The sequence below is a fragment of the Thermobifida fusca NBRC 14071 = JCM 3263 genome, assembly GCF_001592045.1.
Lineage (GTDB): Bacteria > Actinomycetota > Actinomycetes > Streptosporangiales > Streptosporangiaceae > Thermobifida > Thermobifida fusca.
Window position 1 is genome coordinate 1 of the sequence record NZ_BCWB01000009.1, and the last position, 21981, is coordinate 21981.

A 21981-nucleotide genomic window follows, 5' to 3' on the forward strand; every position below is an offset into this window, starting at 1 on the left:
AGCACCCGCACAAGCGCGCCTCACTGCCCAGCTGGATCGGACCATCCCCACGTGCGTGGGGAGCACATCATGGGGTGTTCCCCATGGTCAACCACCACCGGACCATCCCCACGTGCGTGGGGAGCACTGTCCGATGCCGCGCTCCGTGTCTACGCGCTCCGGACCATCCCCACGTGCGTGGGGAGCACGGCCACACCGTAGGGCAGCCCAGCGTTACGCGCGGACCATCCCCACGTGCGTGGGGAGCACACCCACTACAGCAGCAGATAGGCGCAGAGCGGACCATCCCCACGTGCGTGGGGAGCACCCGATGCCGGTGACACAGCGTGGTTCTGCGCGCGGACCATCCCCACGTGCGTGGGGAGCACATCGCGGTCATTCCCGGTGGAGGAAGGGTCGCAGGACCATCCCCACGTGCGTGGGGAGCACATTTCCATGATCTCGGCCTCAGTGGTAGCGGAAGGACCATCCCCACGTGCGTGGGGAGCACGTTCGCGCATGACTCGACTGCGCTGGTAGCGGTCGGACCATCCCCACGTGCGTGGGGAGCACAGGACCGGTGCGACATCGCTGGTATCCCCGGGCGGACCATCCCCACGTGCGTGGGGAGCACCCGTGGTTTGGCCGGGAGCTGCGACTCCCGGCCGGACCATCCCCACGTGCGTGGGGAGCACCATCTGCGGCCATACCCCCCACGCTAGGCGGCCGGACCATCCCCACGTGCGTGGGGAGCACCAGGCGTGGCCGGTGGTCGTCACGGCGCTCGGCGGACCATCCCCACGTGCGTGGGGAGCACGGTGCGGTTTCTAACCGCCAGTATGAGGGTCACGGACCATCCCCACGTGCGTGGGGAGCACCCTCCTGAGTGCGGTTCTCGACGCGCCCCCGACGGACCATCCCCACGTGCGTGGGGAGCACCGGGCGCGCAGATGGGCAGGGTCCGTAAACGACGGACCATCCCCACGTGCGTGGGGAGCACAGGACGCCGCCGGTGGCGGTGCCGCCGGTCCGCGGACCATCCCCACGTGCGTGGGGAGCACGGCCAGGGCACGGCGGAGATCAGGCGCGCGAAACGGACCATCCCCACGTGCGTGGGGAGCACGCCAGGGCACGGCGGAGATCAGGCGCGCGAAACGGACCATCCCCACGTGCGTGGGGAGCACCGCCGCTGTGCCGGTGTCTCCGCGGGCGGCGGCGGACCATCCCCACGTGCGTGGGGAGCACGGAGTGGACCGAAAGGTTGGCAAAATGGCTAACGGACCATCCCCACGTGCGTGGGGAGCACACGGCGTCGCGCCGGGCGGCGACCTGGAGCAACGGACCATCCCCACGTGCGTGGGGAGCACAGAAGATGACCTGCAGTTTTAGAGGGCGTTATCTTCTCGTTATCAATCTTCTGGGTATCAGGAGGTTCGGCCCACCGCTCGCATAGGTCAATTTAGCCGGAATCTCTGCTCTGGGCAGCCAATTGCCTGACACTGGCCGGGCCTTGCCCTCCGCTGGGATTCATCACAGCAGGACCGGGACAGTCTTTCTAGGTTGAGGCGGGGTGCAAACCCATCGGCCTGCGGCGACGGCAACCGACTGTCCGGTGGAAGCGCGTCGTTCTGCCTGCCGCCAGATCACTGGCGGGGAAAGCGACGTTGGCATCCTCGCAATGCTCCTGGGACTGTCTGCTGTCCGCAGACGTCCTGGTCTCGCCTCCGAAAGGCCAGCCCTGGGACGACCGTGTTTCAGCGTGGCCGCCGGGTAGAGGGAAGGCTAGTCGACATGGGAGGTCGCCATGCTGCTGGAACGGACACGGGAAGTTGCTGACGCAACACGGCGCCCCGCCCGGATTGCCGCTGGTGTGATGGGCGGCCTGTTCCTCCTGGCCGGGATTCTCGGGTTCATCCCAGGTGTCACCAGCGACTACTCTTCGATGGCCTTGTCCGGGCACTACTCGGAAGCGAGACTGCTCGGCGTGTTCCAGGTGTCGGTGCTGCACAACCTGTTGCACCTGTTTTTGGGTGTTGCCGGGTTGGCCGCAGCGTGGAAAGGGGCGCGTTTTTCGCGCCTGTACCTGCTGCTCGGCGGTCTGGTCTACCTGGCCCTGTGGTTCTTCGGGGTACTGCTTGACTTCACGACTGTGGACAAGCTGTTCGGCCCGATCCCGTTTTGGGCGAACTTCATTTCCTTCAACGGGATCGACGACTGGATGCGGTTCCTGGTGAGCACGTTGATGCTCTCGTTCTACTTCGTGGTGCGGCCCGGGCGCGGCGTTCCGGAGTAGCCGGTGACTGTTCGGGGTTCTTCGAGCGCATCCACCAGTGGGACAGCAGTGTGCCCACCGCTCTGACCGGGGTGGGGATGTCCTCAACCGAGGGTGCGCTGTGCCGGCGACGTGGGGTCACGGGGTATTGAGCAGCACCGGCGAGGGAATACTGTTGGCCGTTGTCCACGGCTTCTGTTCTTCGTCCGGCCGCAGTTTGTCTGATAGCGCTAGGCCCAATACCGCATAACGGTCCTGCAGAAAAAGGGAGCGGGTGTCTCGCTGCACCGGGGCGCTCTGCTCCCCTTCCCTTGCCTCACCCCCACAAAAGCGCTTTTGAGCTGCAATAACTTGGAGTTGTCGGCATAGTGCTTTCTGTGGTCTCCTTTAACGTTCACGCTAGTGGAACTCTCCGCTGGACCGGAACGTCTCCCATGGCGTTACGGTGCCGCGCCCGGTGAGGCCGCGGTGATCGCCGCGAACGTTTCTCTACCTGTTGAAAAGGACAGCATGGTTTTCAGGCGTTTGCTTACGGCTTTCGGGGTGGGAGGCCCCAGCGTCGACACGGTGCTGCGTTCCCCCCACACTCGGCCCGGCGAGTTTCTGGAGGGGACTGTTGAACTGGTCGGGGGCGAGAGTGAGGTGCTCATTGAGGAGATCAGCGTGTGTCTCGCCTCGGCCGTGGAAGTGGAGGCCGGGGACACCGAAGGGGTTTCCCGCGTCGAGTTCGCCCGTTTCCCGGTGACCGGCGCCTTCCCGCTCGGGCCTGGGCAGCGCCATTCCATTCCGTTCCGTTACCCGGTGCCGTGGCAGGCACCGATCACCGCGGCGGGCGGGGGCCCGCTTCCGGGGGCCAGGGTGGGGCTGCGGACTGATGTGGCCATTGCCCACGCCGTCGACAAGGGCGACTTGGACCCGGTGCTCATCCATCCGCTTCCTGTCCAGGACCGGATCCTGGACGCGTTCGCCCGGCTCGGTTTCGTGCTCAAGCACATGGACTTGGAGCAGGGGCACCTGGTGGGCACTGCGCAGCAGTTCCCGTTCTTCCAGGAAATCGAGTTCCACCCTTCGCCGCGCTACGCCCACGAGATCAACGAGGTCGAGGTGAGTTTCGTCGCCGACCCGGAGGGCGTCGACGTGATCATCGAGTTCGACAAGCGCGGTGGGCTGTTCACCGAGGGTGCGGACATCTACGGCCGGTTCCGGGCTTCACACGCTGATGTCGACCGCGTGGACTGGGTGGCGCAGGTCGACTCGTGGGTTGCCCAGTCGTTGTCCCAGCACCGCAGCCTTTTCGGTGGTTACGGCCACGGACATCCCGGCCACTATCCCCCGCCGGGCTACGGACATCCGGAGCACCACAGTGGTGGGGGCGGCTTGGGCGGGGTCGCCATGGGGGTCATCGGGGGTATGGCTGCCGGTTACGTGGCGGGTGAAATCATGGACGCCATCGGCGAGGTTTTCGAGGACGATGACGACGACTAGGAAGCGTTCCCGCTTTCCTCGGTGGTGCAGACATCAGGGTTCGGCTTTCCCTCATCAGGTCGAACCCTGATCCGCTCCACAGGTCGCGGGGGTGGACCGGCGGTCTGCTCGGTGCGGGCCTCGCAGCGGCGAGAGTGCTTCACCGGGTGTTGCCTGGGGCCGGTCCACCCTCCCCGCGCAAGGGGGAACACTCTTGGGAATCCCCACGAAACCTGGTGGTTGGGGTGGGGTTTCTCCTTTCGATGGTGGGTGCGGCGACGGCATCCACCAAGGCCCGCGCCTATTCCGGTCATTTTTGGTCCAGAATACGGTCTGCAGCGCTGGCGTGTCTCTCTGGGGAGCGGATGGGGCCTATGCCAGGCGTGGGGCGGGGATGCTGTTCACCGCTTCTTGTCGAGCAGTCCCGGAGCGGCGTAGACCCATTGGCCGTCCTGCTCCTGGTAGAGGCCGCTCACTCCGAAGCAGGAGAGGAAGACGAGGCGGTCGCCGCAGTACTCCCGAACGAGCTCCTCCAGTTCAGCGGCGGGCATGACGAGGCCGTCTAACGGTCCGGCGTACAGGGTTACGGGGTGGTCGATGTGGTTCATACGTGTGCCTGAGTAGGGCCGATGGGCGGGGACGGGTGCCGGGAGGGGAGAAGGATGATCCGTTCCCGCAGAGGTGAGGTGACGGTTGCCCCGGGCGGGCGTACCGGGGAGGAGGCGGTACGCCCGTCCAGGAATTGGCCGGGCCATCACGAGGAGGGGATGTTGTCGGCCCAGCAGGGGGAAAGCTGAGTTCCTCGGCTGCGGTGGAGCAGTCCGGGTCAGCGGAGGCTTCCCGGCAGGGGTCAGGTCGTATTCGTGGCGGGCATGGTTGCGGGTGGTGTCAGCGGACGGTGGGTGGACTGTTTTCGACGCAGTGGGTGTGTGCTGCCTGCCGCGCGGAGACTGAGGTGCGGCGGTCAAGGGCAAGGACAGACAGTTCCCATCACCGCTTGGTGTGCTGGGTCGGGCCGCGCGGGCGACGGCCGCGGGGCAGGTGGGGCCTGGTGCAGGCAGCGTCGTAATCCACGAGTCACCCCCTAGCCGACGACACTTTCGAAGAGTTTTCCTGGTTTGTCACCGTTATTCCGAATGAGGAATGTTTGCGAAGGTTGGAGCGGAGAAAGCGTTTCCGCTCGCGCCTTCGCTATTCACCATTCCCAAACCTGCAGTTGCTTTCCATGAGTTTGACTAAAGTAAAGCACTAAGTCCGACACGACGATCAACTGTGCTGAATCAGTGCAGAAGTGAGGAAAGGTGTGCAGAAAGACGGGGGCCCTTGGGTAAAGATCGGACAGAAGATTCGGGAGCACCGGCAACACGCTGGACTTTCCCAGGAAGAGCTGGCGAAGCTGGTTGCTCTTTCGCCCACCATGCTGAGCGCGATGGAGCGCGGCACACGCGGCATCAAAAGGGACCATGTGGAACGTATCGACGCCGCGCTCGGCATACCCGGCACGTTGACGGAGCTGTGGGACCGGTCTCGGGGGGCCGGTCTGCCGCCCTGGTATGAGCAGGTGGCCGACCTGGAACGGGCGGCCTCCGAGATCTGGGTCTACCACCCGCTCATGGTGCCGGGTCTGCTGCAGACCGAAGAGTATGCCGCGCACATCCTTCGGGTCAGCCATCCCCGGGCCACTCCAGCCGAAATCGAGGAGCTGGTCCGGGGGCAGATGGAACGTAAAGCGATCTTCGACCAGGAGCGGCCGCCCCGCTTGATCGTGGTCGTGGACGAGGGGGTGCTGCGCCGCCCCACGGGGGGCCGTGAGGTCATGCGCCGCCAGATCGGCCATCTGCTGCAGGAGAGTTCGCGGCCGTTCGTGTCGATCCAGGTGGTGCCGTACGACAGTGAGCACCATCCGGGGCTGTCGAACGGTTTTGCGCTGTTCACGGTTCCCTGGAAGAACCCGGTCCTGTACGTGGAGACTCGCCGGGCAGGAAAGCCCACGGACGATCCGGAAGCGGTGGAGGACTATTCCCAACTGTTCTCCGACTTGCGGGGTGCGGCCCTCCCATTGGGCTGTTCCCGCAGGCTGATGGCCCAGCTCCACGAAAAGCTGTGACGCGCAGTGTGCAGACTGCTGCGGTACGTCCGTGACGGACTACCTAAGGGTTCCCCGGCCAGCCGGACCGCTGCGGCACTGTATCCCCGGGGTGCTCCCGCGGATAGCTGCGCGCAAAGGTTGGGTGATAGGAGCTTTTTGCGCTTGGCCGCGGCCCCCGTCGGGTTCCTGGCCTGCACGCGCGAGCGGACTCACCCCCTGCTGGGGTGGTCCTTCCCTGCCGGTAGTCCCCGGCATTGGGAGCCTCAATCGCGTCTGGCGAGAGGGTAGTCGACGGTGTTTTTCCAGTGGAGGACGAAGTAGACGCCTTTGGAGGGGGGTACCAGGCTGTCCCAGCGGGTGGCGAGCAGGTCGACGAGGTAGAGGCCGCGGCCGGTGATCCGAGTGGGATCGTTCGCGCGGGACACCACGTGCGGCACGGTGTGGGGCAGCCGGGGCTCCCGGGTGTGGATTTCCACCCGGATCTCGGAGTGTTCCACGGCGACATGGACCTCGTAGGAGCCTCCCGGGTCCCCGGACCGGGTATGGCGGAGCGCATTCGTCGCGAGTTCGGAGGTGATCAGTTCGGCTCGTTCCACTACCTCGTCAGGGACGAAGGTGTACGGGTTGCTCCGCAAGCATGCGGTGACGAATGCGCGGGCTTCAGCCACGCTGTACGGGCTACCGGCGAAGGCCGTGGAGGATACGTTCATCCTGCCACCGCTCCTTCGGTAGAGGTGGCGGAGAGGAGACGGAGCGTTCGGTGGTGCGCGTGTGGTGATTCGGACACGTGGCAGGCAACCTTGACCATCGCATCCCCCATCATGTGCTCAGGCGGGGCGAGGCGTCCTCGTGCCGTCTTCGGCTGGGGCCCCGGCATTGCGGTCGTGTGACGCCCTGGTCGGCAGGGTTCGCCCTAGGCCGGTTCCGTGGTTTTCCCGGAAGCAGGCAGGGCTGTGGGATCTCCGCAGCCACACTGCTCTCCCCCGCCGCATAGGACGACTATCACGCTACGCGTATTCTTACTCGTTGAAAAGCGAGAGAGCTCCTTTTTCTGACATTGCTTTCCCGAAACCGGGAAAACGACTTTTCTTTCGTCCGGGGTGGCGGATGCGCTGGCCGATATCTTTTCTCTGCGCTTCCGGAGCTCTTCGCAACGGAAGTTCCTGATCCATTCGACGGTCAGAGAGCGCGGGTTCAGATAGCCTTTGTGAAGACGTGAGCCTTCCGTTTCGGGAATGGCGGACAGGTACCGCTGTCCCGGCTGGTGCAGGGTAGGGGCCGTGCGTGTGCTGGCCTCGGCCACCGTGGGGCTTTTAACCTCCCGGCAAATGTCTCGGGGTAGGGCCGAACTGTCGCGGCGGAGCACGCTGGTGGCGGCGTTCTCGCCGGTCACTCGGGAGGAGGCGAGCGTGCCGGGCGGCGGAAGATGCGTGAAGGACCGTCTGGGGCTGACCGCGGCCGGCACAGTGGAATCGTAGGCGGCTGGACGGTTTGCCGCCCACGGCGGCGGACGGCAAACCGTCGCATTCCTTTCTGAGGCGCGGAGTTTCCGCTCAGCACCCCTCGGCCCGGGAGCACATTGTCGGTTTCAAGGCCTTGACTTTTCGCGTCGAAGAGTCTCCAGGCCGTGGGAACGCTCCCGAACAACCGAAAAAATGATTACTCGCGGCGCGCTCCTTCCGGCCAGATGACATCCACCGGCACGCCCCTGGCCCGGGCAGCCGCCACCGCGTCCGCGGTGCCGCCTTTCCCGGAAGCGGGCTGGCCGTCCCACACCGCGAAGAGCCGGTCGACGCTGCCGATCACCGCCTCGTTCGCATCCTCATAGGCCTGTCTGCCCGCAGTCAGGTGCGACATGTAGCGCACCAGGCTCGAGCGGACCAGCAACCGGTCAAACTGTTCCAAGTTGTCCGGTTTCACCTTGGTCTCCCGGTAGTCCGCGGACGGCAGCACTACTTCCAACTGCCCGCCTACAGCCAAGACTGCTTCAGCGAAAAGCTGGTCAGCGCCGCGGGCCAGGCAGGAGACCCCGACAAGCTCACCGTCCGCGTAAGGCGTAAGCGCCTCAGTCAGTGCCTGGCGCACCAGATCCATGCTGTCGGCAGTCAGGTTGGAATGCCCGGTAATCCCAATTCGCACTCCTGCATCCCCTTCATCACGTTTGACTCTTGGCCAGGAGCGTACGGGACAATTCCTCGCGTAGTTCCGCCACCACCGGTTCCCTGCGGAACGGTTCGGCTTCCCGATACCAGTCCTGGAGGCGCCGCCGTACCCGGCCTGACCTCAGCCCTCCTGCGACGGCTACAGCATTACAGACCGCATTGGCGGCCTCTACCGGCTCGTTGAGCAGCAGATAGGTGCGCCCCAGGCCGATGAGGTCGAATGCCTGGTTGCGGCGCCGGGTGGGCGGCCGCAGCTCCAGTGCCTGCGTGATGTAGTGGAGTGCCTCTTCGGCGTTCTTCCGTTTCGCTGCCGGATCGTCTTGGTTTTGCGCGAGGTCCCGGTAGCGTGCGCCCACCACCCCGGACAGTTCTGCGCGGTCGATGGTCCGCACCCATTCGGGGAGCGGCTCCGCAGTGTCGTTTTCGAGCATTTCTTCTGCCTGCGCGACTGTCCGCCGGTAGGCCTGGACGCGTCCCATCCGGGCATAGGCCCAGCCTTCCCGGGTGTAGAGCATGGACATCATCGCGGGGGGTGCTTTGCGGGTGCGCGCCCCGTCCAACGCGAGCCGGGAGATCTCCAACGCGTCTTGGGGCCGGTGCAGGTCAAGCATCTGCCGGGCCATATCGGCGAGCACTCCCACCCCGTACAGCTCGTAGTCCGGTCCTGCCTGGTGTGCGGCGCGCAGGGAGAGCGTGTAGTACTTCTGTGCGCTGGGGTGGTCGCCCTCGTCATAGGACATTGCCGCCGCAATGCGGGAAAGCTCGGCCATGGCGAGGAAGAGGCGGGGTTGGATTGCTGCGGACCGGATCTCTCCAGCCATGTCTGCGACCTCGGACAACTGGGCCACCACGGCTTTGCGGCTGATGCCCAGCCGCCACCGGTCATCCCAGTGCCGCAAGGCGGCTACTCCGGCTTCGATCCGTTCGAGCTCTGTTTCCTCTGGGGCGCCGGATTGCCGCGTGACTGGTTTGCGGAGGGGAACCAGCCAGCGTTCCAATGTTTCTGTCAGCGCCGTTCCGACGACTAGCGCACCGCCTGCTGCCAGCGCGTCTCTGCGTTTCATCAGGTCATTCACCGTGGTTTCAGCGATGTCACGGATCGTTCCCGCTGCCGGGCACAGGTCACGGGAAGACCCGGAGAGCGGATTTCTGGCTGGGGGATCGGCCGTTTTTCCGCCCTTCTCTGACTTTGTGTCGGAATCCCCTTCGGTTGCATTGATCAAACGCAGCGCGCGGCTGAGCACTCCCCCGGTTTCGAGAACTTCGTCGAAACGTCGCGCTAAATCGGGTGGGCAGGAGCGTTCCGCGACTTCGATGCGTCCAACCAGACTCGTGCTGACCCATACACGTTGCGCGAGTTCCCGCTGAGTCAGTTTCCGGTGTTCACGCCAGTACCGCAGCTCCGCGCCGAACCAGTCGGCGGGGGACCGCTCAGGCCGCAGCGGCTTGGGGGGTCGAGGCACCGGTTCCTCCTCCGCGAGTGAGAGACGGCTGGACACGTTGTCGGATTCAGGATCCCCTTTGGGGGAGAATCGGTCCACTTAAGGGGTGGGGAATGCCCGGTGGAGCGGGGCAGCGCCGATTCCGGGCCCCGCATCGGGCTTCTACGGCGGCAGCACTCCTTTCATCAGCGTTAATGCCGGTTGATTGTGCCGTGCTGGCCTCGAAGATTTCCTAAGCCGAGGCATGTCCCGGTCTCTTCTTACCGCCTGGTTCTCGACCGTGGCGACAGCTTTTTCTGTGCTGCTTCTTGTCTCTTGACATTCCGTGTTGTGGGGTCGGACCAGCGATTACTGCGGTTCACGGTCAGTCGGGTTGCCGCTGTTGCCCTACAGAACCTTTGTTTCCTGTGCTTCCCCGGTCCAACGCGTTGCAAAGTGTTCTGTTTTGTTCGGGGATGTTTCGGGCCGGGGAAACCGGCGTACCGAGTAATCGGAGTTTCCGACGATGAGCGATGTCTGTTTCCCCCTCTCGACTGGGGAGGGCCGCATCCCGCTCAATAGGGAGGGCGGCGCAACCGGAAACCAGACGCTGCTCTCTTCGAGGACTAAAAGGAAGAGGAACCATGCGCGGCGGCAGGTCACCCGAAGCCCAGACCGGGAACCGTGTCCACGAACTCTTCGGACCAGTCCACCATCCTGCGGTGGCGTGGCACCGGGAGAACGGTTGTCCTTCCGCCCCATTGCCTTCGCTTCCTCGGAGACGGCGGAGTACCGCGATGCGGTGGGAGATCGGCACCGGACTCCCGGAGTACCGTCCCCTCGGGGCCTCTGGCTATGTGGGCCGGCGGCGCCGGACCCGCCCCCCGGTGACCGAACTCCACTCGGTGCGGGTCCACGATCCGCGCATGCCCCTGCCCACCGACCTGCCGCGTCCCGCGGCCGTGGTGTACGCGTCCTGTCTGCGCGCGGGTCCTGCCGGAACCCGGGTGCTGGATTTGGCGCTCGACTCGGGTATACCGCTGGCCAAGGTCACGATGCTGGTCGAGCTGCTGCGGGAGGCTGCCCTGGTCGTGGACACGCCTCCTCCCTGTGTCGACCGCCGCCTGCTCGAGCGAGTGCTGGAAGGCCTTCGCCGACTGTGACCGGGGTGCCGTGGCGACGGTGACAGCGGTTGTCCAGGCAGTGCCTGACCGACCGTGCCTCCGGAACGGTAGGAGACAGCGGTCTAGCGGTACCCGGTGGGGTCAGCAGGTTTTCCCGCGTCCTGGACCTCGACCAGGTACCGCCAGGCATCCGGCTGGCTGCCGTCAAGGTCGGTGAAGCCGTAGACCTGCGCTAATTGCCCGCTGGACAGGGATGCCCCGTTCCAGCGGGCAACGTCGGGGTCAGCGGCCAAGGCAGCAATGGCCCGCCCCACATAGCGCGGCGTCTCGGAGATGCAGAAGTGCGGCTCCTGGGCAAGGGCGTCCCGCCAGTTCTCCTCCGTCACCCCGTAGGCGTCCAGCATGAGCTCGGACCGCAGCCACCCAGGGGTCACCGCCACCGCGGTCGCCCCGCGCGGCCCAATCTCGCGGGAGAGGGCAAAGGCCATGCGCAATACCGCCGTTTTGACAAGGTCATAGAAGAATGAATTGCGGTAATGGGAGCCGTTGTACTCAGCAGTGCCGTCGGTGACCTCGACCACGAGGCCGCCGGGGCGGCGTAAGAGCAGCGGCAGCGCATAGTGGCTGGTGATGGCGTGGGTGTCCACGCCTAGCCGCAGCATCCGCAGGCCGTTGTCCAGGTTGTGCTCCCAAAGAGGCACATCCCATTCGAAGAGGAGTTCACCGCCCCACACGTCGTTGACGAGGATGTCAAGCCGTCCTTGTTCGCTACTGATCCGCTCCACAAGGGAGCGGACCTGGTCAGGCACCAGGTGGTCGGTTGGCACCGCAACGCCGTGGCCGCCCGCGGCGGTGACCAGGTCGGCGGTGTCCTCGATGGTTTCAGGGCGGTTGTACTCCGAGCGCCGGGTGCGCGTGGTACGCCCTGTCACGTAGACCGTGGCTCCGGCGGCGCCGAGTTCGACCGCGATTCCCCGGCCCGCGCCCCGGGTGGCTCCGGCGACGAGAGCGACTTTTCCGTGGAGCGGGGATGGTGTTCCGTGATTCATGGGGCCTGCCTTCAGGTGGGGAGGACTGGGTTTCCCTGACGAGTGGGACGGCGCCTCCACCGGTGTCCGGCAAAGGACACCTGTCCGCTACCCCTAGGCAGGACTGTTAAGCGGGACGACCACTGCACCCTCGGGGATCATGGTTTTTCTCGGTAAAGACAGATCGCTTGTCCGGACAGGGAGCGCAGTCCGCGTGTCGTGGCGGGCGGCAGGTGAGGGATGACGGATGTTCTTCGTCTGATATTTGGATGGATCACAATCAAACTTCACCTTTATGGTGTAGATCACGATTTGTCCTTTTTATCCCGCGAATGGCAGGAAAAGAGCCCGCTCCATTCCGATACTCCGCACAGCCCAGTCCCAGCAGTCCTTTCCTGCACGACTCCCCTGGCCACTCCCCTCAGTCCAGCGCTCGTGCCGACAATCCGGACACTGCTGCACTCTTCCGCCCCACACTTGTGCCACGCCACCGAAAGAATTGTCTAACGCAGAGTAGGGAGGGTATTACCTTACGCGTCAATCGCTTCTTGCGGGGAAAGAACGCACCCTGGCACCCCGCACTCCAGCGAGTGGTCAACGGGGATGAACCTCTGCGCCGCATCCTCATTGGAGACATCATGAGCCCACTGCTCTGGCAGGTGGCCGTCCATCCCGTATTCGACGGTCAGCCGACCATGCTGATCGTGACGCGCGCGGACGGCGGCCCCGTCACCCAGGCTGACGCGGACCGGGCGATGCTCCTGCTCAACCAGGCAGAAGAGCCGGAAATCCGGCCGCAAGGCCCCTTCTGGTGGATGTCCATGCTGCTCATGGCCACAACCGTGGCATTCCTGTGCCTGTGGGCGTGGACAGCGGAGTGGCGCTGGGGTCTCATCGCGCTTCCCACTGCAGTGGGAGGACTCGTCTACTTCTCTTTTTCGCTGCCGGTGCCGTGCCCCTTCCACCACGTGAGCAAGAGCAAAGAGCCCGACGGCTGACCGGTCCGGCACCACTGGGTAGCTCCCCGCACCGGGCTAGTGCACGCAGAATTCGTTGCCTTCCGGGTCGGTCATCACCACCCACTCGCCGCTCGCCTCTTTGACGTGCCGGTAGACCTGGGCTCCCAGGCCACGCAGCCGCGCCACTTCCGCATCCCGCTCTCCCCGCGGAGGGTGCAGGTCGATGTGGACGCGGTTCTTCGTGGTCTTCTTCTCGGCGAGCGGCACCCGGTTGAAGAGCACACGGCGTCCCAGCCCCGTGCCGCTGTGCGGATCGTAAGGGTCGTCAGGGTGCCGGATTGCTGCCGCGTCCCGCCAGGCGCGCCGTCCGTGGTGCTCGGTGAGGATCTCCGGTGACACGACGCCCTGGTCGAGGAGCTGCTCGATGAGTGCGCTGTTGTCTTCCACCTCGTAGTGGAGCGCGGCCGCCCAGAAGTCCGCTTGGGCGTGCGGATCATGCGCGTCGATGACGAGTTTCCAATGCACCGGTGTGGCCATGGGCCTCTTTCTACCCTCCGCTGCTGACAATCAACGGCGGCCGTGCCCGGCCCGGGTTCCGGCGGGACGGAGGGCACGCCGGCCGCCTCTGGCCTGCTGTGGGTTCTCCCAGGTCTGTGCGGCGTGTCCTGCCTGAATTCCGCAGCGGAGAGGCTCTGAAGCCACCATCCCACGCTCGAATTTCACAAAATTTGACAATTCAGGACATAGCTCGGCCGCTGTCGCTGGAAGAAGAAGGCTATGCGTCCTTCACACGACGAGTCGGCTCTCACGCCGTTCCGTATCGCGATCCCCGAAGAGACCCTGTCCGACCTGCGTTTCCGACTGCAGGCACCTCGGTATCCACATCCCCTTCCCGGCGACGACTGGAGCACCGGCGTTCCGCTCTCCTACTTACGCGCCCTCGTCGAGGAATGGCGGCAGTTCGACTGGCGCTCCTTCGAAGCCCGCCTGAACCGCCTCCCGCACTTCACTACCCCTATCGACGGGCAGATCATCCACTTCATCCATGCCCGCTCGCCCGTGCCCGGATCGGTTCCCCTGCTTCTCATCCACGGCTGGCCGAGCTCATTCCTGGAATTCGTGGACCTGATCGGCCCGCTGACCGACCCCGAAGCGTACGGCGGCACCGCAGCGGACGCTTTCGACGTGGTGATCCCGTCACTGCCCGGCTTCACGTTCTCCACTCCCCTCTACAGCACCGACTGGACGATCAGCCGGATCGCCGCCACGTGGCTTACCCTCATGGACCGGCTCGGCTATGAGCGTTTCGCTGTCCAAGGCGGAGACCTCGGTGCCGCGATCGCCCCGCAGATCGGACGGCTTGCCCCGGACCGGGTCATCGGAGTGCACGTCAACGGGGCGCTCGGCAACGTCGCCAGGGACATGGACGAGAAGGCCTTCGCTGCCCTCTCCCCGCTGGAGCAAGACCGGATGCGCCGCATCGGCGAGTTCCTGAATTCGGGGCTCGGCTACGTGGCCCTGCAATCCGCCCGCCCCGGCCTCATCGGGGTGATGGCGGCCGACAGCCCGGTCGCGCAGCTCGCGTGGATTATCGACACGCTGCGGTCCTGGACCTATCCGCCCGAAGCCCTGCCCGAGCAGGTTCTCGGGTGGGACTTTGTGCTCGGCACCGCCTCCCTGTACTGGCTCACCGGCTGCGCGGGATCCGCAGCGTATGTGGGCTATGCCCACCAGGGCGCACCAGAGGAGACGTCCCGCAACTCGGGAGTGCCCACCGGCGCCATCCAGTTCGCGCACGACATCGGGATCCGCCGGTTTGCGGAGGAGTCGAACACGATCGTGCACTGGCGGGATGTCCCGGACCGAGGCGGGCATTTTGCTGCGTTGGAGGAGCCGGAGCTGTTCCTCAACGACATCCGCGAATTCTTCCGGTCGCTGCGTGCCGTCGCCGCCGGGTGAGCGCTGGGTCGTGCAAGACAGCCAGGTCCGGCTGCGCCCTCTCGTGCCGCAGCCCAGGAACTGTGACCGGCACGGGTCGGCGTAGGAGAGCGGCCTCGGCAGCCCGCGCGGGCCACTGTCCGGTATCAGCTTCGCGATGCGCGCCCGATGCTGTTACGACCATGCCGCACAATGCGCTACAGTTAAAGCCGTTGGCGCGAGCGGAAGCGACCGCCACCGGGACGTGGCGCAGTTTGGCAGCGCACTTGACTGGGGGTCAAGGGGTCGTGGGTTCAAATCCCGCCGTCCCGACAGAAGACACGGTGTGAAGGTCCGCTACCGGAACTGGTGGCGGGCCTTCACACGTGTTCGGGCATCGGATGTCCCGGTTGTCTCGTGGTCGGTGCAGGTTCGGGAGGTCTGGCGTACCGGTTGTGCAGGCAGCAGGCTTCTCTCCCCCGCCAGCACGATTTGTGAGCGACATCACATATTGGATGTGACGGGCTCCTGCCCGGTGGGGTGGGGCAGCAGTGAAAGAGACGCCCGTCCCCCAGGGACAAGCAGCTTCCGAGATCCAAGGCAGTGGACTGCCCAGGGCCTCGCCTAGGGCGGTGATCCGCAGCGGTCGGCAGGCGCATCGTGGACCGATCTGTTCGTCGTCACCATTCCAGCCCGGGCAGCTCCGCCTCGGCATCCCCACGGCAAGGTCCCCTCAGCCTTCGGGGCGCTGAGTGCCTTCCAACCGTATTGCCGTGGACTCCGCTGCCCTGGAACACCAGTGACTCTGAGACGTCGGTCTTGTGCCCTGGGCCGCCCTGGTGCTGCCGGAGGGCACCTGCTGCCGTGGAGAGCACCCTACGCTGGTGCGGCCATCAGCGCGGTGCATGGTGCCCGCCGTCCCGTTGTCGTCCCTGCTGCCCGGCCCGTGTCCACCGGATGCCCCGGCTACGCTCGCGCACGTCGCCAGACGGACGCCAGAGGGTCACGAGGCTGCTGCTCCCGGTCTCGCAGCTTCGCAGGATTCCTCAATACTCGGTCCACTCGCGGCGCGTCCGATCGAAACTGCCGGAAGAACGTGGTGTGGGACCGCATGGAATCGTTGCTGTTCCCCTTCAGTCTGGGGGCGGACTCGGCTCGGCACTCTCGTGTTCTCCTGTTCTGGTCGCCGGTGCGTTCCGCTATGGCCGCGTGCCTGGGTGCTTCGGGAATCTGCCGGGTCTGCCCCTGGTGTGCTCAGCACTCCCTGCCTGGCGGGAAGAGCTTTTCGATGGGCTCTGCGCTGATCCGCTGGACCGCTCTTCCGAAGCTTGGGGAGGCTCGCCCGGCTTTCACGCTGCGGAGGGGTAGGGCTCGGTGGGGGTGTGTCGGCTATCCGGCCGCGAACTCGCTGGTGATCCGGTAGCCCACGCCGCGCACTGTCTCGATCAGCGACGGCAGCGCGAGCTTTCTTCGCAGGGAGACCATGTGCACGCCGAGGGTCCTCGTATCGCTTTCCGGGGTGTAGCCCCATACCTTGTGCATAATCTCTGCCCGGCTGACGACGTGCCCAGGGCGTTCAATCAAGACTCGTAACAGCTCGAATTCCTTGTAGGTCAGCGGTACTTTTCTGCCCCCGACTTCGACCTGGCGCTGGTTGAGGTCGACGCGCAGTGGTCCCACAACGGCAACGCCTCCCCGGTCCTGCCGGGGAATCCGGACTTCCGCGACCCTTGCTCTGCGGAGCACTGCTTCTACTCGGGCGGCCAGTTCCCAGGTGCCGCAGGGTTTGACCACGTAGTCGTCGGCGCCGAGTTTCAGTCCAAGCACGCGGTCCCGCTCGGTGGCCTTGACGCTGTGGAAAATGATGGGCACGGAAGAGCGAGAGCGGATCCTCTGGCAGACCTGGAATCCGTCGAGATCGGGAAGGGAGACCTCCAAGAGGACGACGTCGGCTTCCCTGTGGCGGGCCAGTGCTCCCGCTCCCGTGGCAGCGGCTCGCACGTCGAAGCCGGCCTCCTGCAGATCTTTCGATACCGCTCTTACCATTTCCTGATCACTGTCCACTAGCAATACGCGCACAACAACCTCGGATCAGAGCACTCTTGACAAAGGGAATGCGGACGAGGTACACCAAGAAATTCAACTCAAAAGTTCGCAACTAACCCAAACGATGACCAAACTCATATATGGGACTTTTGAAATCTTATCCTGATCACAAAGAGTCCAAATGTGACATAAATCACACACGTTGGCTGAACGATAAAATAGCTCGATCTTTCGCGCGCCTATCGAGGAATCAAAGCCCAGAAGGGGTCATTATCCGCGCGCTAGGGAAGCGACCGTAAGAAGACAATAAAAACCAGAGCTCTTCCGAAAGAAGACCAGATCCGGACGTCGGAACATCAGACAGGTGTGGATGATATTAGTTCCAAGAATCTGACCAATGGTCGATGATGTTTAGCAACCTGCAGCGCGCACTGAAAACACCGTCTTCTATCGAGCTCTCTTCCGCTCGACTACAGCCTTTCTGTGTACCTTCCCCACCGTTTCCTGGCCTCTCCCCCAACGGAATAGAAAAGCTCAGCGCCTGCGCGGACGCGCGGACGCTGAGCTGCACCCCTTACTGATGCTTGACGGCCCCAGCAGGTCGTCAGACGGTGGAGGGAAGGTTGTTCATCGCTTCAACGATGTATTTCTCCTCGTAGTCCAGATGGTCCTCCAGGAGTGCTACGAGCGACGCCAACTCCTTCTTCGTTTTCTCGGCATCTCCGTCGCCCGCCTCGGAAACAGTCGCCCTAATTCGAGAGATCAGATCGGCGACGACTGTGTGCTCCTGCCTCATCCGTTCTAGTTGCGGACGAAGCTCCGGGAACTGCTCCTCCAACGCGGGAAAGAACCGCTCGTCTTCAGTGACGTGGTGTCCGTGCAACTGGTGGCAGAAGTCGAGGCAATTCTTACGCAACTGGTACGCCAGGGTCGGGACGGTTTTCTCTCCCGAGTCCAGCTTGTCGCGCTCGTCGAGGAATTCCTCGATCTCTTCTTGGATGGCGCGAATCCACGAGCGCAGCTCGTTGTGCACCTGAACGAGCTTGTCGCCAAACCGAACCTTGGCGTTATCGGACATATTGGGGTTCCTCAATCATCTGTGAGCGGATATCGCGGGCGGATCCCCGGTAAGGGCTCTCTTCCCTAGCGCGACGCAGCGCCCTCCCCCACCACACGAGCTGGTCGAGCAGGTTCTGAGCCGCGACTGCACAAGCCTCGGGGGACTTGGGGCGTCCCTCCGAGTCGAACTGCTCCTCGACACTGTGGAAGCTCACGGTGTTCCGGACAGTGACGGCGTGGAGTTCCGTGAAGACCTGTCCCAAGTGCTCCACCGCGCGCAGCCCGCCAGACCTGCCCCCGTAGGAGACGAAACCCACGGGCTTGGCCTCCCACTCTGCGGTGTGCCAGTCGATCAGCGACTTCACGGAAGCGGGAAAGCTGCGGTTGTATTCGGGGACGACGAACACGAACATGTCTGCGCGGCGCAGCCGTGGAGTCAGCCGAGAGAGCACTTGGACTGTTGTGGGGTCGGGGTCGCGGTGCGGTTCAGGCGGCAGCGGGAAGACCGCGGTGTCCACCGTGTCGACCTCCAGCTCGGACCGCCCCGTGGTCTGCTCCAGGAACCACTGTGCGACGCACCCGCCGTTTCTGCCTTTGCGCGCGCTCGCCACCACCACTACGAGGCGAAGGGGAGGCTCGCGTCTGCTCCCCTCGGCATGCCCCGCGGTGGGCCGACCTGTCCGGGAGATCACCTGAAATCACCGACGTGGTCGATCGCCCACTGGGCGAAGGTCCGGCCCCGTTTACCCGTGATGGGTTCCAGCGGGGAGATCTCGTGGGGGCGGTCGACAAGCTGCGCGAACATGTGGATCCGCGCCCGGGCCGCTCCGAGAGGGATTCCTGCGCGCACCCACTCCTCCACGGCCTCTTCCGCGGAGATCTCTTCGAAGACGATCTCGCGGCCCAGGGCTTCCCCGATCAGGCGTGCCCGCTCCTCATAGGTCACCGACTCGGGGCCGCTGAACATGGGCCGGGTGCCGAGCAGCTTGTCGGTGAGCAGGGCAAGAGCCGCCACCTCGGCGATGTCTTTTTCGTGGAGGGGGGCGGAGTGGGCTCGGGCGAACGGCCCGCGGACCACGCCGCGCTCGCGGATCTGGTCCCGCCATTCCAGGGCGGTCGTGGCGAACCCGCCCGCAGGGCGGAGCAGCACCCATTCCAGGCCGCTGTCCACGACGACCCGTTCGAGCTCCCGGTGGCGGACAGCGATCGCGTTGCGGGGATTGTCGTCGAGGACGGAGTAGGACGAGAGGCCGACCAGGCGTCGCACCCCCGCCTCTTTGGCGCGGGCCACGATTTTCTCCGGTCCTTCCGGGAGGGCAGCGAGGTTGATGAAGACTGCTTCCACACCGTCCAGCGGCGGGTCGGTATTCGGCACGACTTCGACGGAAGGCGGCAGGGCCGCCTTCTCCGGGGCCCGGCTCACCGCCCGCACCTGGGCCCCGGCGTCGACCAGCATCTGGGTGAGCGGCCGTCCTACATGCCCGGTCGCCCCGGTCACCAAAATCATGGTCTCTCTGCCTTTCCTTGTGGGTTCATCGCACCGTCAACGGGGGCCGCTCTTCCCGCATGCTGCTGTTGTGGTGCGGCGGCCCCGTGCTGGAAAAGGGGGGTCAGCCTGCGGCAAGAAGGCTCTGCGTGTAGGCGAGACCGGCCTGTTCGAACTGCATGACCGCGTGTCCGGACACGGACCGGACGTCGCGCCAGTACCTCTGCAAGGGGTGGCTGTCGGCCTGTCCGCGGGTACCGCCGGTGCGGGCGAGCGCGTCGACGGCAGAGGTCAGCATTTCCAGGGCGAGGGCGGAGTCTCGCCTGCTCCGCTGCACGAGTTCGGGGGTGAACCGGCCTGCGTCTGCGGTTTCGGCGACCCGGTCCAGAAGGAGACGTGCCGCGTCGATCTGTCCCGCGGCGCGGGCGTAGGCGATCTGGTACGCCTGGTGTGAGGCTGCCCGGGGGCCGGCTGCGGGGCCTTTGAGCAGGGGCAGGGCCGCGTCGAGTGCGCCGAGCGCAGCCCCCAGCGCGGGGGTGACGAAGGTGAGGCCGTTGACGGCCAGGGTGGGTGCGTAGCGGCGGTCCCCTTCCGCGGTGGGCCCTTGCATGGCGTCTTCGCGAAGACAGGTGCGGTGGTCGGGGACGAAGGCGTCGTCGATGACGATGTCGTGGCTTCCCGTCCCGCGCATGCCCAGGGTGTGCCACGTGTCCTCGTAGGTGTAGTCGCTGCGCGGGACAGCGAAGAAGCGCGGTGGGCCGCCGTCGGATCCGGGTCCTTGCGCGGGCCCGGCGAGGAGGGCCCAGTCGGAGTACTCCACCCCGCTGGCGTAGGTCCACCGGCCGCTCAGGCGCCAGCCGCCCGCTACGCGGGTGGCGCGGCCGAGCGGTTTGACGACGCTGACGATCCGGACGTCGGGGCTGCTGCCCCACACTTCTTTCCGGCCTTCTTCAGGCAGGCAGGCGACGTAGCGGCCGGAGTGCCCGAAGAGCGAGGCGAGCCACCCGGTGGAGGGGCAGTGCCGGGACAGGTGGACCACGTGGCGGGCCAGGTCGGTGAAGGAACCTGCGGCTCCGCCGTAGTCGGCCGGCACTGACCAGCGGAAGAAGCCGGCGTCGGTGAGGAGGTCGATGGTCTCGGGGGGTACGCGTCGATCCAGGTCAGTTTGGGCTGCGGTAGCGGAAGCGAGGGCGGTGAGCTGTTCGATTGGGGGGCGTCGGTCTGCGGCAGAGGGCATCGTGCATCCCTTCGGAAAGGGTGCGGCGACTTTCGCCGACGGGTTGATGCTAGAAAGCCTGGCACCAAAAAACAACCTCTTGTACGCTTTTTTGCATACCGACTGTCCGCTTTTTCATGGCGGCCTTCCCTGACGCCTGGAGTCTTTTATGGTCACCACGCCGCACTCACAGTCCACACAAAGCGCCCCTGAGCAGGCCGGTCCGCAGCAGACGCCTCGTACCGGCATCGCTCTCACCCTCATCGCGGCCACGCAGCTCATGCTCGTGCTGGACGGCACGATCATGAACATTGCGCTGCCGAGCGTGCAGACCGCGCTCGACATCCCGGCCGGGCGACTGTCCTGGGTAGTCAACGCCTACGCCCTGACCTTCGGCGGCCTCCTGCTGCTCGGCGGGAGGATCGGTGACCTTTGGGGGCGGCGGAGGGTCTTCCGTTTCTCGCTAGCCCTCTTCGCTGCTGCCTCCCTTGCCGGCGGGCTTGCCACCCAGGAAACGGTTCTCATCGCCGCCCGCGCCTGCCAGGGGGTCGCCGCCGCTATTGCCGCGCCCACGGCCCTCTCCCTGATCGCCACCACCTTTGCGGAAGGCCCCAGCCGCAACCGGGCCATGGGCGTGTACGGGGCGATGTCCGGCCTCGGCTCGATCATCGGCCTGCTGCTCGGCGGCCTCCTGACCGAATTCCTCAACTGGCGCTGGGTGCTATTCGTCAACATCCCCATCTGCCTGGCCGTCCTGGCCGGGACCGGAGTCCTGGTGGAAGGCTCCCGGGTCCAGGGACGGCTTGACCTTCCCGGCGCGCTCACCGGCAGCCTCGGGCTTCTCGTCCTCGTCTACGCCATCGTCCGCGGCGGGGATGCGGGCTGGTCCGACCCGGTGACCCTCGGCGCGGGCCTTGCCGCTCTGCTGCTCCTGTCCTGCTTCCTCGTCATCCAGTCGCGCAGCCCGCACCCGATGATGCCCTTGGGTCTGCTCCGCGACCGCAACCGGGGAGCCGCCTACGCCACGATGCTGCTGGTGGGCGGCGGCATGTTCGCCACCTACTACTTCCTCACGCTCTTCATGCAGCAGGTACAGGGCTGGGATGCGATGACCACCGGCCTGGCGTACCTTCCCTTCGCGACCGGCATGGGCGTGGCCTCGGGCATCCTCGGCCCCCGGCTGCTCGGCCGGTTCTCCCCCCGCACCGTGATCGTGCCCGGCCTGGCTGCCGCCACCCTCGGCATGGTGGTCTTCTCCCAGATCTCCCCCGGTTCCTCCTACCTGCTGCACCTCATGCCGGCGATGGTCCTCACCAGTGTCGGACTCGGACTGAGCGTCGTCCCCCTCACCTTGGGGGCGTTGAGCGGCGTCGAGCCCGGCCAGTCGGGTATCGCCTCAGGTATCCTCAACGCCGGCATGCAGGTCGGCGGGGCCCTCGGCCTAGCAGTGCTGAGCACCGTGGCCCTGACCGGAACGCACTCGCTCCTCCCCGACGCCACTGCTCTTCTCCAGCAGGGGCGACAGCAGGGAGAGATCGCTCTGGTCGTGCAGGCATCCGAGGCACTCACCCACGGCTTCGGCTGGGCTTTCCTCGTCGGTGCCGGCCTTTACGCCCTTGCCCTGCTCCTCGTCGCGTCCCTGATGACCACACCAGGCCCCGCCGCCCGACCGGACAGAAAGGCCTGACCTGGGAGAAGACCTGCGGCGCGTCCTTGCAGGGGCCTGCAAGGACGCGTACCGGTATCTAGGTGGGACAGG

General features: G+C 65.4%; 18 protein-coding genes, 1 tRNA gene and 1 CRISPR repeat array. Of the genes, 8 read left to right on the forward strand and 11 right to left on the reverse strand.

The window, feature by feature from the left end; translation table 11 throughout:
* The first annotated feature begins 37 nt into the window (after positions 1–37).
* Positions 38–1346: direct repeats of the CRISPR family, unit length 29 nt; unit sequence CGGACCATCCCCACGTGCGTGGGGAGCAC.
* Between the two features lie 437 nt (positions 1347–1783).
* Both TF1_RS01375 and TF1_RS01380 read left to right on the forward strand, forming a co-directional pair.
* Complete coding sequence (locus TF1_RS01375; protein WP_011291698.1) at positions 1784–2272, forward strand: DUF4383 domain-containing protein; 489 nt, start codon at positions 1784–1786, stop codon at positions 2270–2272.
* 489 nt (positions 2273–2761) lie between these two features.
* Entirely contained in the window at positions 2762–3736 is a 975-nt protein-coding gene (locus tag TF1_RS01380) for a sporulation protein (RefSeq protein WP_011291697.1), read from the forward strand.
* Between the two features lie 380 nt (positions 3737–4116).
* Here TF1_RS01380 and TF1_RS01385 read toward each other — a convergent pair whose 3' ends face one another.
* A complete protein-coding gene (locus TF1_RS01385) occupies positions 4117–4323 on the reverse strand; it encodes a hypothetical protein (protein ID WP_016188561.1) in 207 nt (68 codons plus the stop codon).
* A 695-nt stretch (positions 4324–5018) separates the two neighbouring features.
* Here TF1_RS01385 and TF1_RS01390 point away from each other — a divergent pair.
* Positions 5019–5822 carry a helix-turn-helix domain-containing protein gene (locus TF1_RS01390; protein WP_011291695.1) on the forward strand — a complete coding sequence of 268 codons (804 nt, stop codon included), beginning with the start codon at positions 5019–5021 and terminating at the stop codon, positions 5820–5822.
* Between the two features lie 245 nt (positions 5823–6067).
* On the opposite strand, the gene TF1_RS01395 is transcribed toward TF1_RS01390, so the two are convergent.
* The 3 genes from TF1_RS01395 to TF1_RS01405 form a co-directional block, all read right to left on the reverse strand.
* Positions 6068–6514 carry an ATP-binding protein gene (locus tag TF1_RS01395; RefSeq protein WP_061783553.1) on the reverse strand — a complete coding sequence of 149 codons (447 nt, stop codon included), beginning with the start codon at positions 6512–6514 and terminating at the stop codon, positions 6068–6070.
* 949 nt (positions 6515–7463) lie between these two features.
* Positions 7464–7898, reverse strand: a complete 435-nt coding sequence (locus tag TF1_RS01400; RefSeq protein WP_173668179.1) for a hypothetical protein — start codon at positions 7896–7898, stop codon at positions 7464–7466.
* A gap of 61 nt (positions 7899–7959) precedes the next feature.
* Positions 7960–9429 carry a helix-turn-helix domain-containing protein gene (locus TF1_RS01405; protein ID WP_016188560.1) on the reverse strand — a complete coding sequence of 490 codons (1470 nt, stop codon included), beginning with the start codon at positions 9427–9429 and terminating at the stop codon, positions 7960–7962.
* 755 nt (positions 9430–10184) lie between these two features.
* Here TF1_RS01405 and TF1_RS01410 point away from each other — a divergent pair.
* Positions 10185–10550, forward strand: coding sequence for a hypothetical protein (locus TF1_RS01410; protein ID WP_011291690.1), 366 nt, complete (start codon positions 10185–10187; stop codon positions 10548–10550).
* Between the two features lie 83 nt (positions 10551–10633).
* Here TF1_RS01410 and TF1_RS01415 read toward each other — a convergent pair whose 3' ends face one another.
* The gene (locus tag TF1_RS01415; RefSeq protein WP_011291689.1) at positions 10634–11560 is read right to left on the reverse strand and encodes an SDR family oxidoreductase; all 927 of its coding nucleotides are present in this window, start codon (positions 11558–11560) and stop codon (positions 10634–10636) included.
* Positions 11561–12177: 617 nt separating this feature from the next.
* Here TF1_RS01415 and TF1_RS01420 point away from each other — a divergent pair.
* On the forward strand, positions 12178–12537 hold the full coding sequence (locus tag TF1_RS01420) for a hypothetical protein (RefSeq protein ID WP_016188557.1): 360 nt from the start codon (positions 12178–12180) through the stop codon (positions 12535–12537).
* A 36-nt stretch (positions 12538–12573) separates the two neighbouring features.
* Here the strand turns inward: TF1_RS01420 and TF1_RS01425 are convergent, their stop codons facing one another.
* Complete coding sequence (locus tag TF1_RS01425; protein WP_011291687.1) at positions 12574–13035, reverse strand: VOC family protein; 462 nt, start codon at positions 13033–13035, stop codon at positions 12574–12576.
* A gap of 240 nt (positions 13036–13275) precedes the next feature.
* Here TF1_RS01425 and TF1_RS01430 point away from each other — a divergent pair, with 240 nt between their 5' ends.
* Together TF1_RS01430 and TF1_RS01435 are read left to right on the forward strand one after the other, a co-directional pair.
* Positions 13276–14457, forward strand: a complete 1182-nt coding sequence (locus tag TF1_RS01430) for an epoxide hydrolase family protein (protein ID WP_011291686.1) — start codon at positions 13276–13278, stop codon at positions 14455–14457.
* A 217-nt stretch (positions 14458–14674) separates the two neighbouring features.
* Positions 14675–14748, forward strand: a tRNA-Pro gene (locus tag TF1_RS01435).
* A gap of 1056 nt (positions 14749–15804) precedes the next feature.
* Here TF1_RS01435 and TF1_RS01440 read toward each other — a convergent pair.
* The 5 genes from TF1_RS01440 to TF1_RS01460 form a co-directional block, all read right to left on the reverse strand.
* Positions 15805–16494 (reverse strand): response regulator transcription factor, encoded by a 690-nt coding sequence (locus tag TF1_RS01440; protein ID WP_081430405.1) that lies wholly within the window; start codon positions 16492–16494, stop codon positions 15805–15807.
* A 571-nt stretch (positions 16495–17065) separates the two neighbouring features.
* On the reverse strand, positions 17066–17539 hold the full coding sequence (locus TF1_RS01445) for a hemerythrin domain-containing protein (RefSeq protein ID WP_011291684.1): 474 nt from the start codon (positions 17537–17539) through the stop codon (positions 17066–17068).
* The gene (locus TF1_RS01450) at positions 17529–18212 is read right to left on the reverse strand and encodes an NADPH-dependent FMN reductase (protein WP_011291683.1); all 684 of its coding nucleotides are present in this window, start codon (positions 18210–18212) and stop codon (positions 17529–17531) included. The genes TF1_RS01445 and TF1_RS01450 overlap by 11 nt, the downstream gene beginning before the upstream one ends.
* Entirely contained in the window at positions 18209–19027 is an 819-nt protein-coding gene (locus tag TF1_RS01455) for an SDR family oxidoreductase (protein WP_061783554.1), read from the reverse strand. Before TF1_RS01455 ends, TF1_RS01450 begins: the two co-directional genes overlap by 4 nt.
* 103 nt (positions 19028–19130) lie before the next feature.
* The gene (locus TF1_RS01460) at positions 19131–20243 is read right to left on the reverse strand and encodes an acyl-CoA dehydrogenase family protein (protein ID WP_061783555.1); all 1113 of its coding nucleotides are present in this window, start codon (positions 20241–20243) and stop codon (positions 19131–19133) included.
* A 148-nt stretch (positions 20244–20391) separates the two neighbouring features.
* On the opposite strand from TF1_RS01460, the gene TF1_RS01465 reads away from it, so the two are divergent.
* On the forward strand, positions 20392–21909 hold the full coding sequence (locus TF1_RS01465; protein WP_061783556.1) for an MFS transporter: 1518 nt from the start codon (positions 20392–20394) through the stop codon (positions 21907–21909).
* Positions 21910–21981: the final 72 nt, after the last annotated feature.

Excerpts from the sequence above, each read along its gene's own strand:
- TF1_RS01375 (WP_011291698.1), top strand. The coding sequence starts at position 1,784 with ATGCTGCTGGAACGGACACGGGAAGTTGCTGACGCAACACGGCGCCCC.
- TF1_RS01380 (WP_011291697.1), top strand. The coding sequence starts at position 2,762 with ATGGTTTTCAGGCGTTTGCTTACGGCTTTCGGGGTGGGAGGCCCCAGC.
- TF1_RS01385 (WP_016188561.1), bottom strand. The coding sequence starts at position 4,323 with ATGAACCACATCGACCACCCCGTAACCCTGTACGCCGGACCGTTAGAC.
- TF1_RS01395 (WP_061783553.1), bottom strand. The coding sequence starts at position 6,514 with ATGAACGTATCCTCCACGGCCTTCGCCGGTAGCCCGTACAGCGTGGCT.
- TF1_RS01400 (WP_173668179.1), bottom strand. The coding sequence starts at position 7,898 with ATGGATCTGGTGCGCCAGGCACTGACTGAGGCGCTTACGCCTTACGCG.
- TF1_RS01410 (WP_011291690.1), top strand. The coding sequence starts at position 10,185 with ATGCGGTGGGAGATCGGCACCGGACTCCCGGAGTACCGTCCCCTCGGG.
- TF1_RS01415 (WP_011291689.1), bottom strand. The coding sequence starts at position 11,560 with ATGAATCACGGAACACCATCCCCGCTCCACGGAAAAGTCGCTCTCGTC.
- TF1_RS01420 (WP_016188557.1), top strand. The coding sequence starts at position 12,178 with ATGAGCCCACTGCTCTGGCAGGTGGCCGTCCATCCCGTATTCGACGGT.
- TF1_RS01425 (WP_011291687.1), bottom strand. The coding sequence starts at position 13,035 with ATGGCCACACCGGTGCATTGGAAACTCGTCATCGACGCGCATGATCCG.
- TF1_RS01430 (WP_011291686.1), top strand. The coding sequence starts at position 13,276 with ATGCGTCCTTCACACGACGAGTCGGCTCTCACGCCGTTCCGTATCGCG.
- TF1_RS01445 (WP_011291684.1), bottom strand. The coding sequence starts at position 17,539 with ATGTCCGATAACGCCAAGGTTCGGTTTGGCGACAAGCTCGTTCAGGTG.
- TF1_RS01455 (WP_061783554.1), bottom strand. The coding sequence starts at position 19,027 with ATGATTTTGGTGACCGGGGCGACCGGGCATGTAGGACGGCCGCTCACC.
- TF1_RS01460 (WP_061783555.1), bottom strand. The coding sequence starts at position 20,243 with ATGCCCTCTGCCGCAGACCGACGCCCCCCAATCGAACAGCTCACCGCC.
- TF1_RS01465 (WP_061783556.1), top strand. The coding sequence starts at position 20,392 with ATGGTCACCACGCCGCACTCACAGTCCACACAAAGCGCCCCTGAGCAG.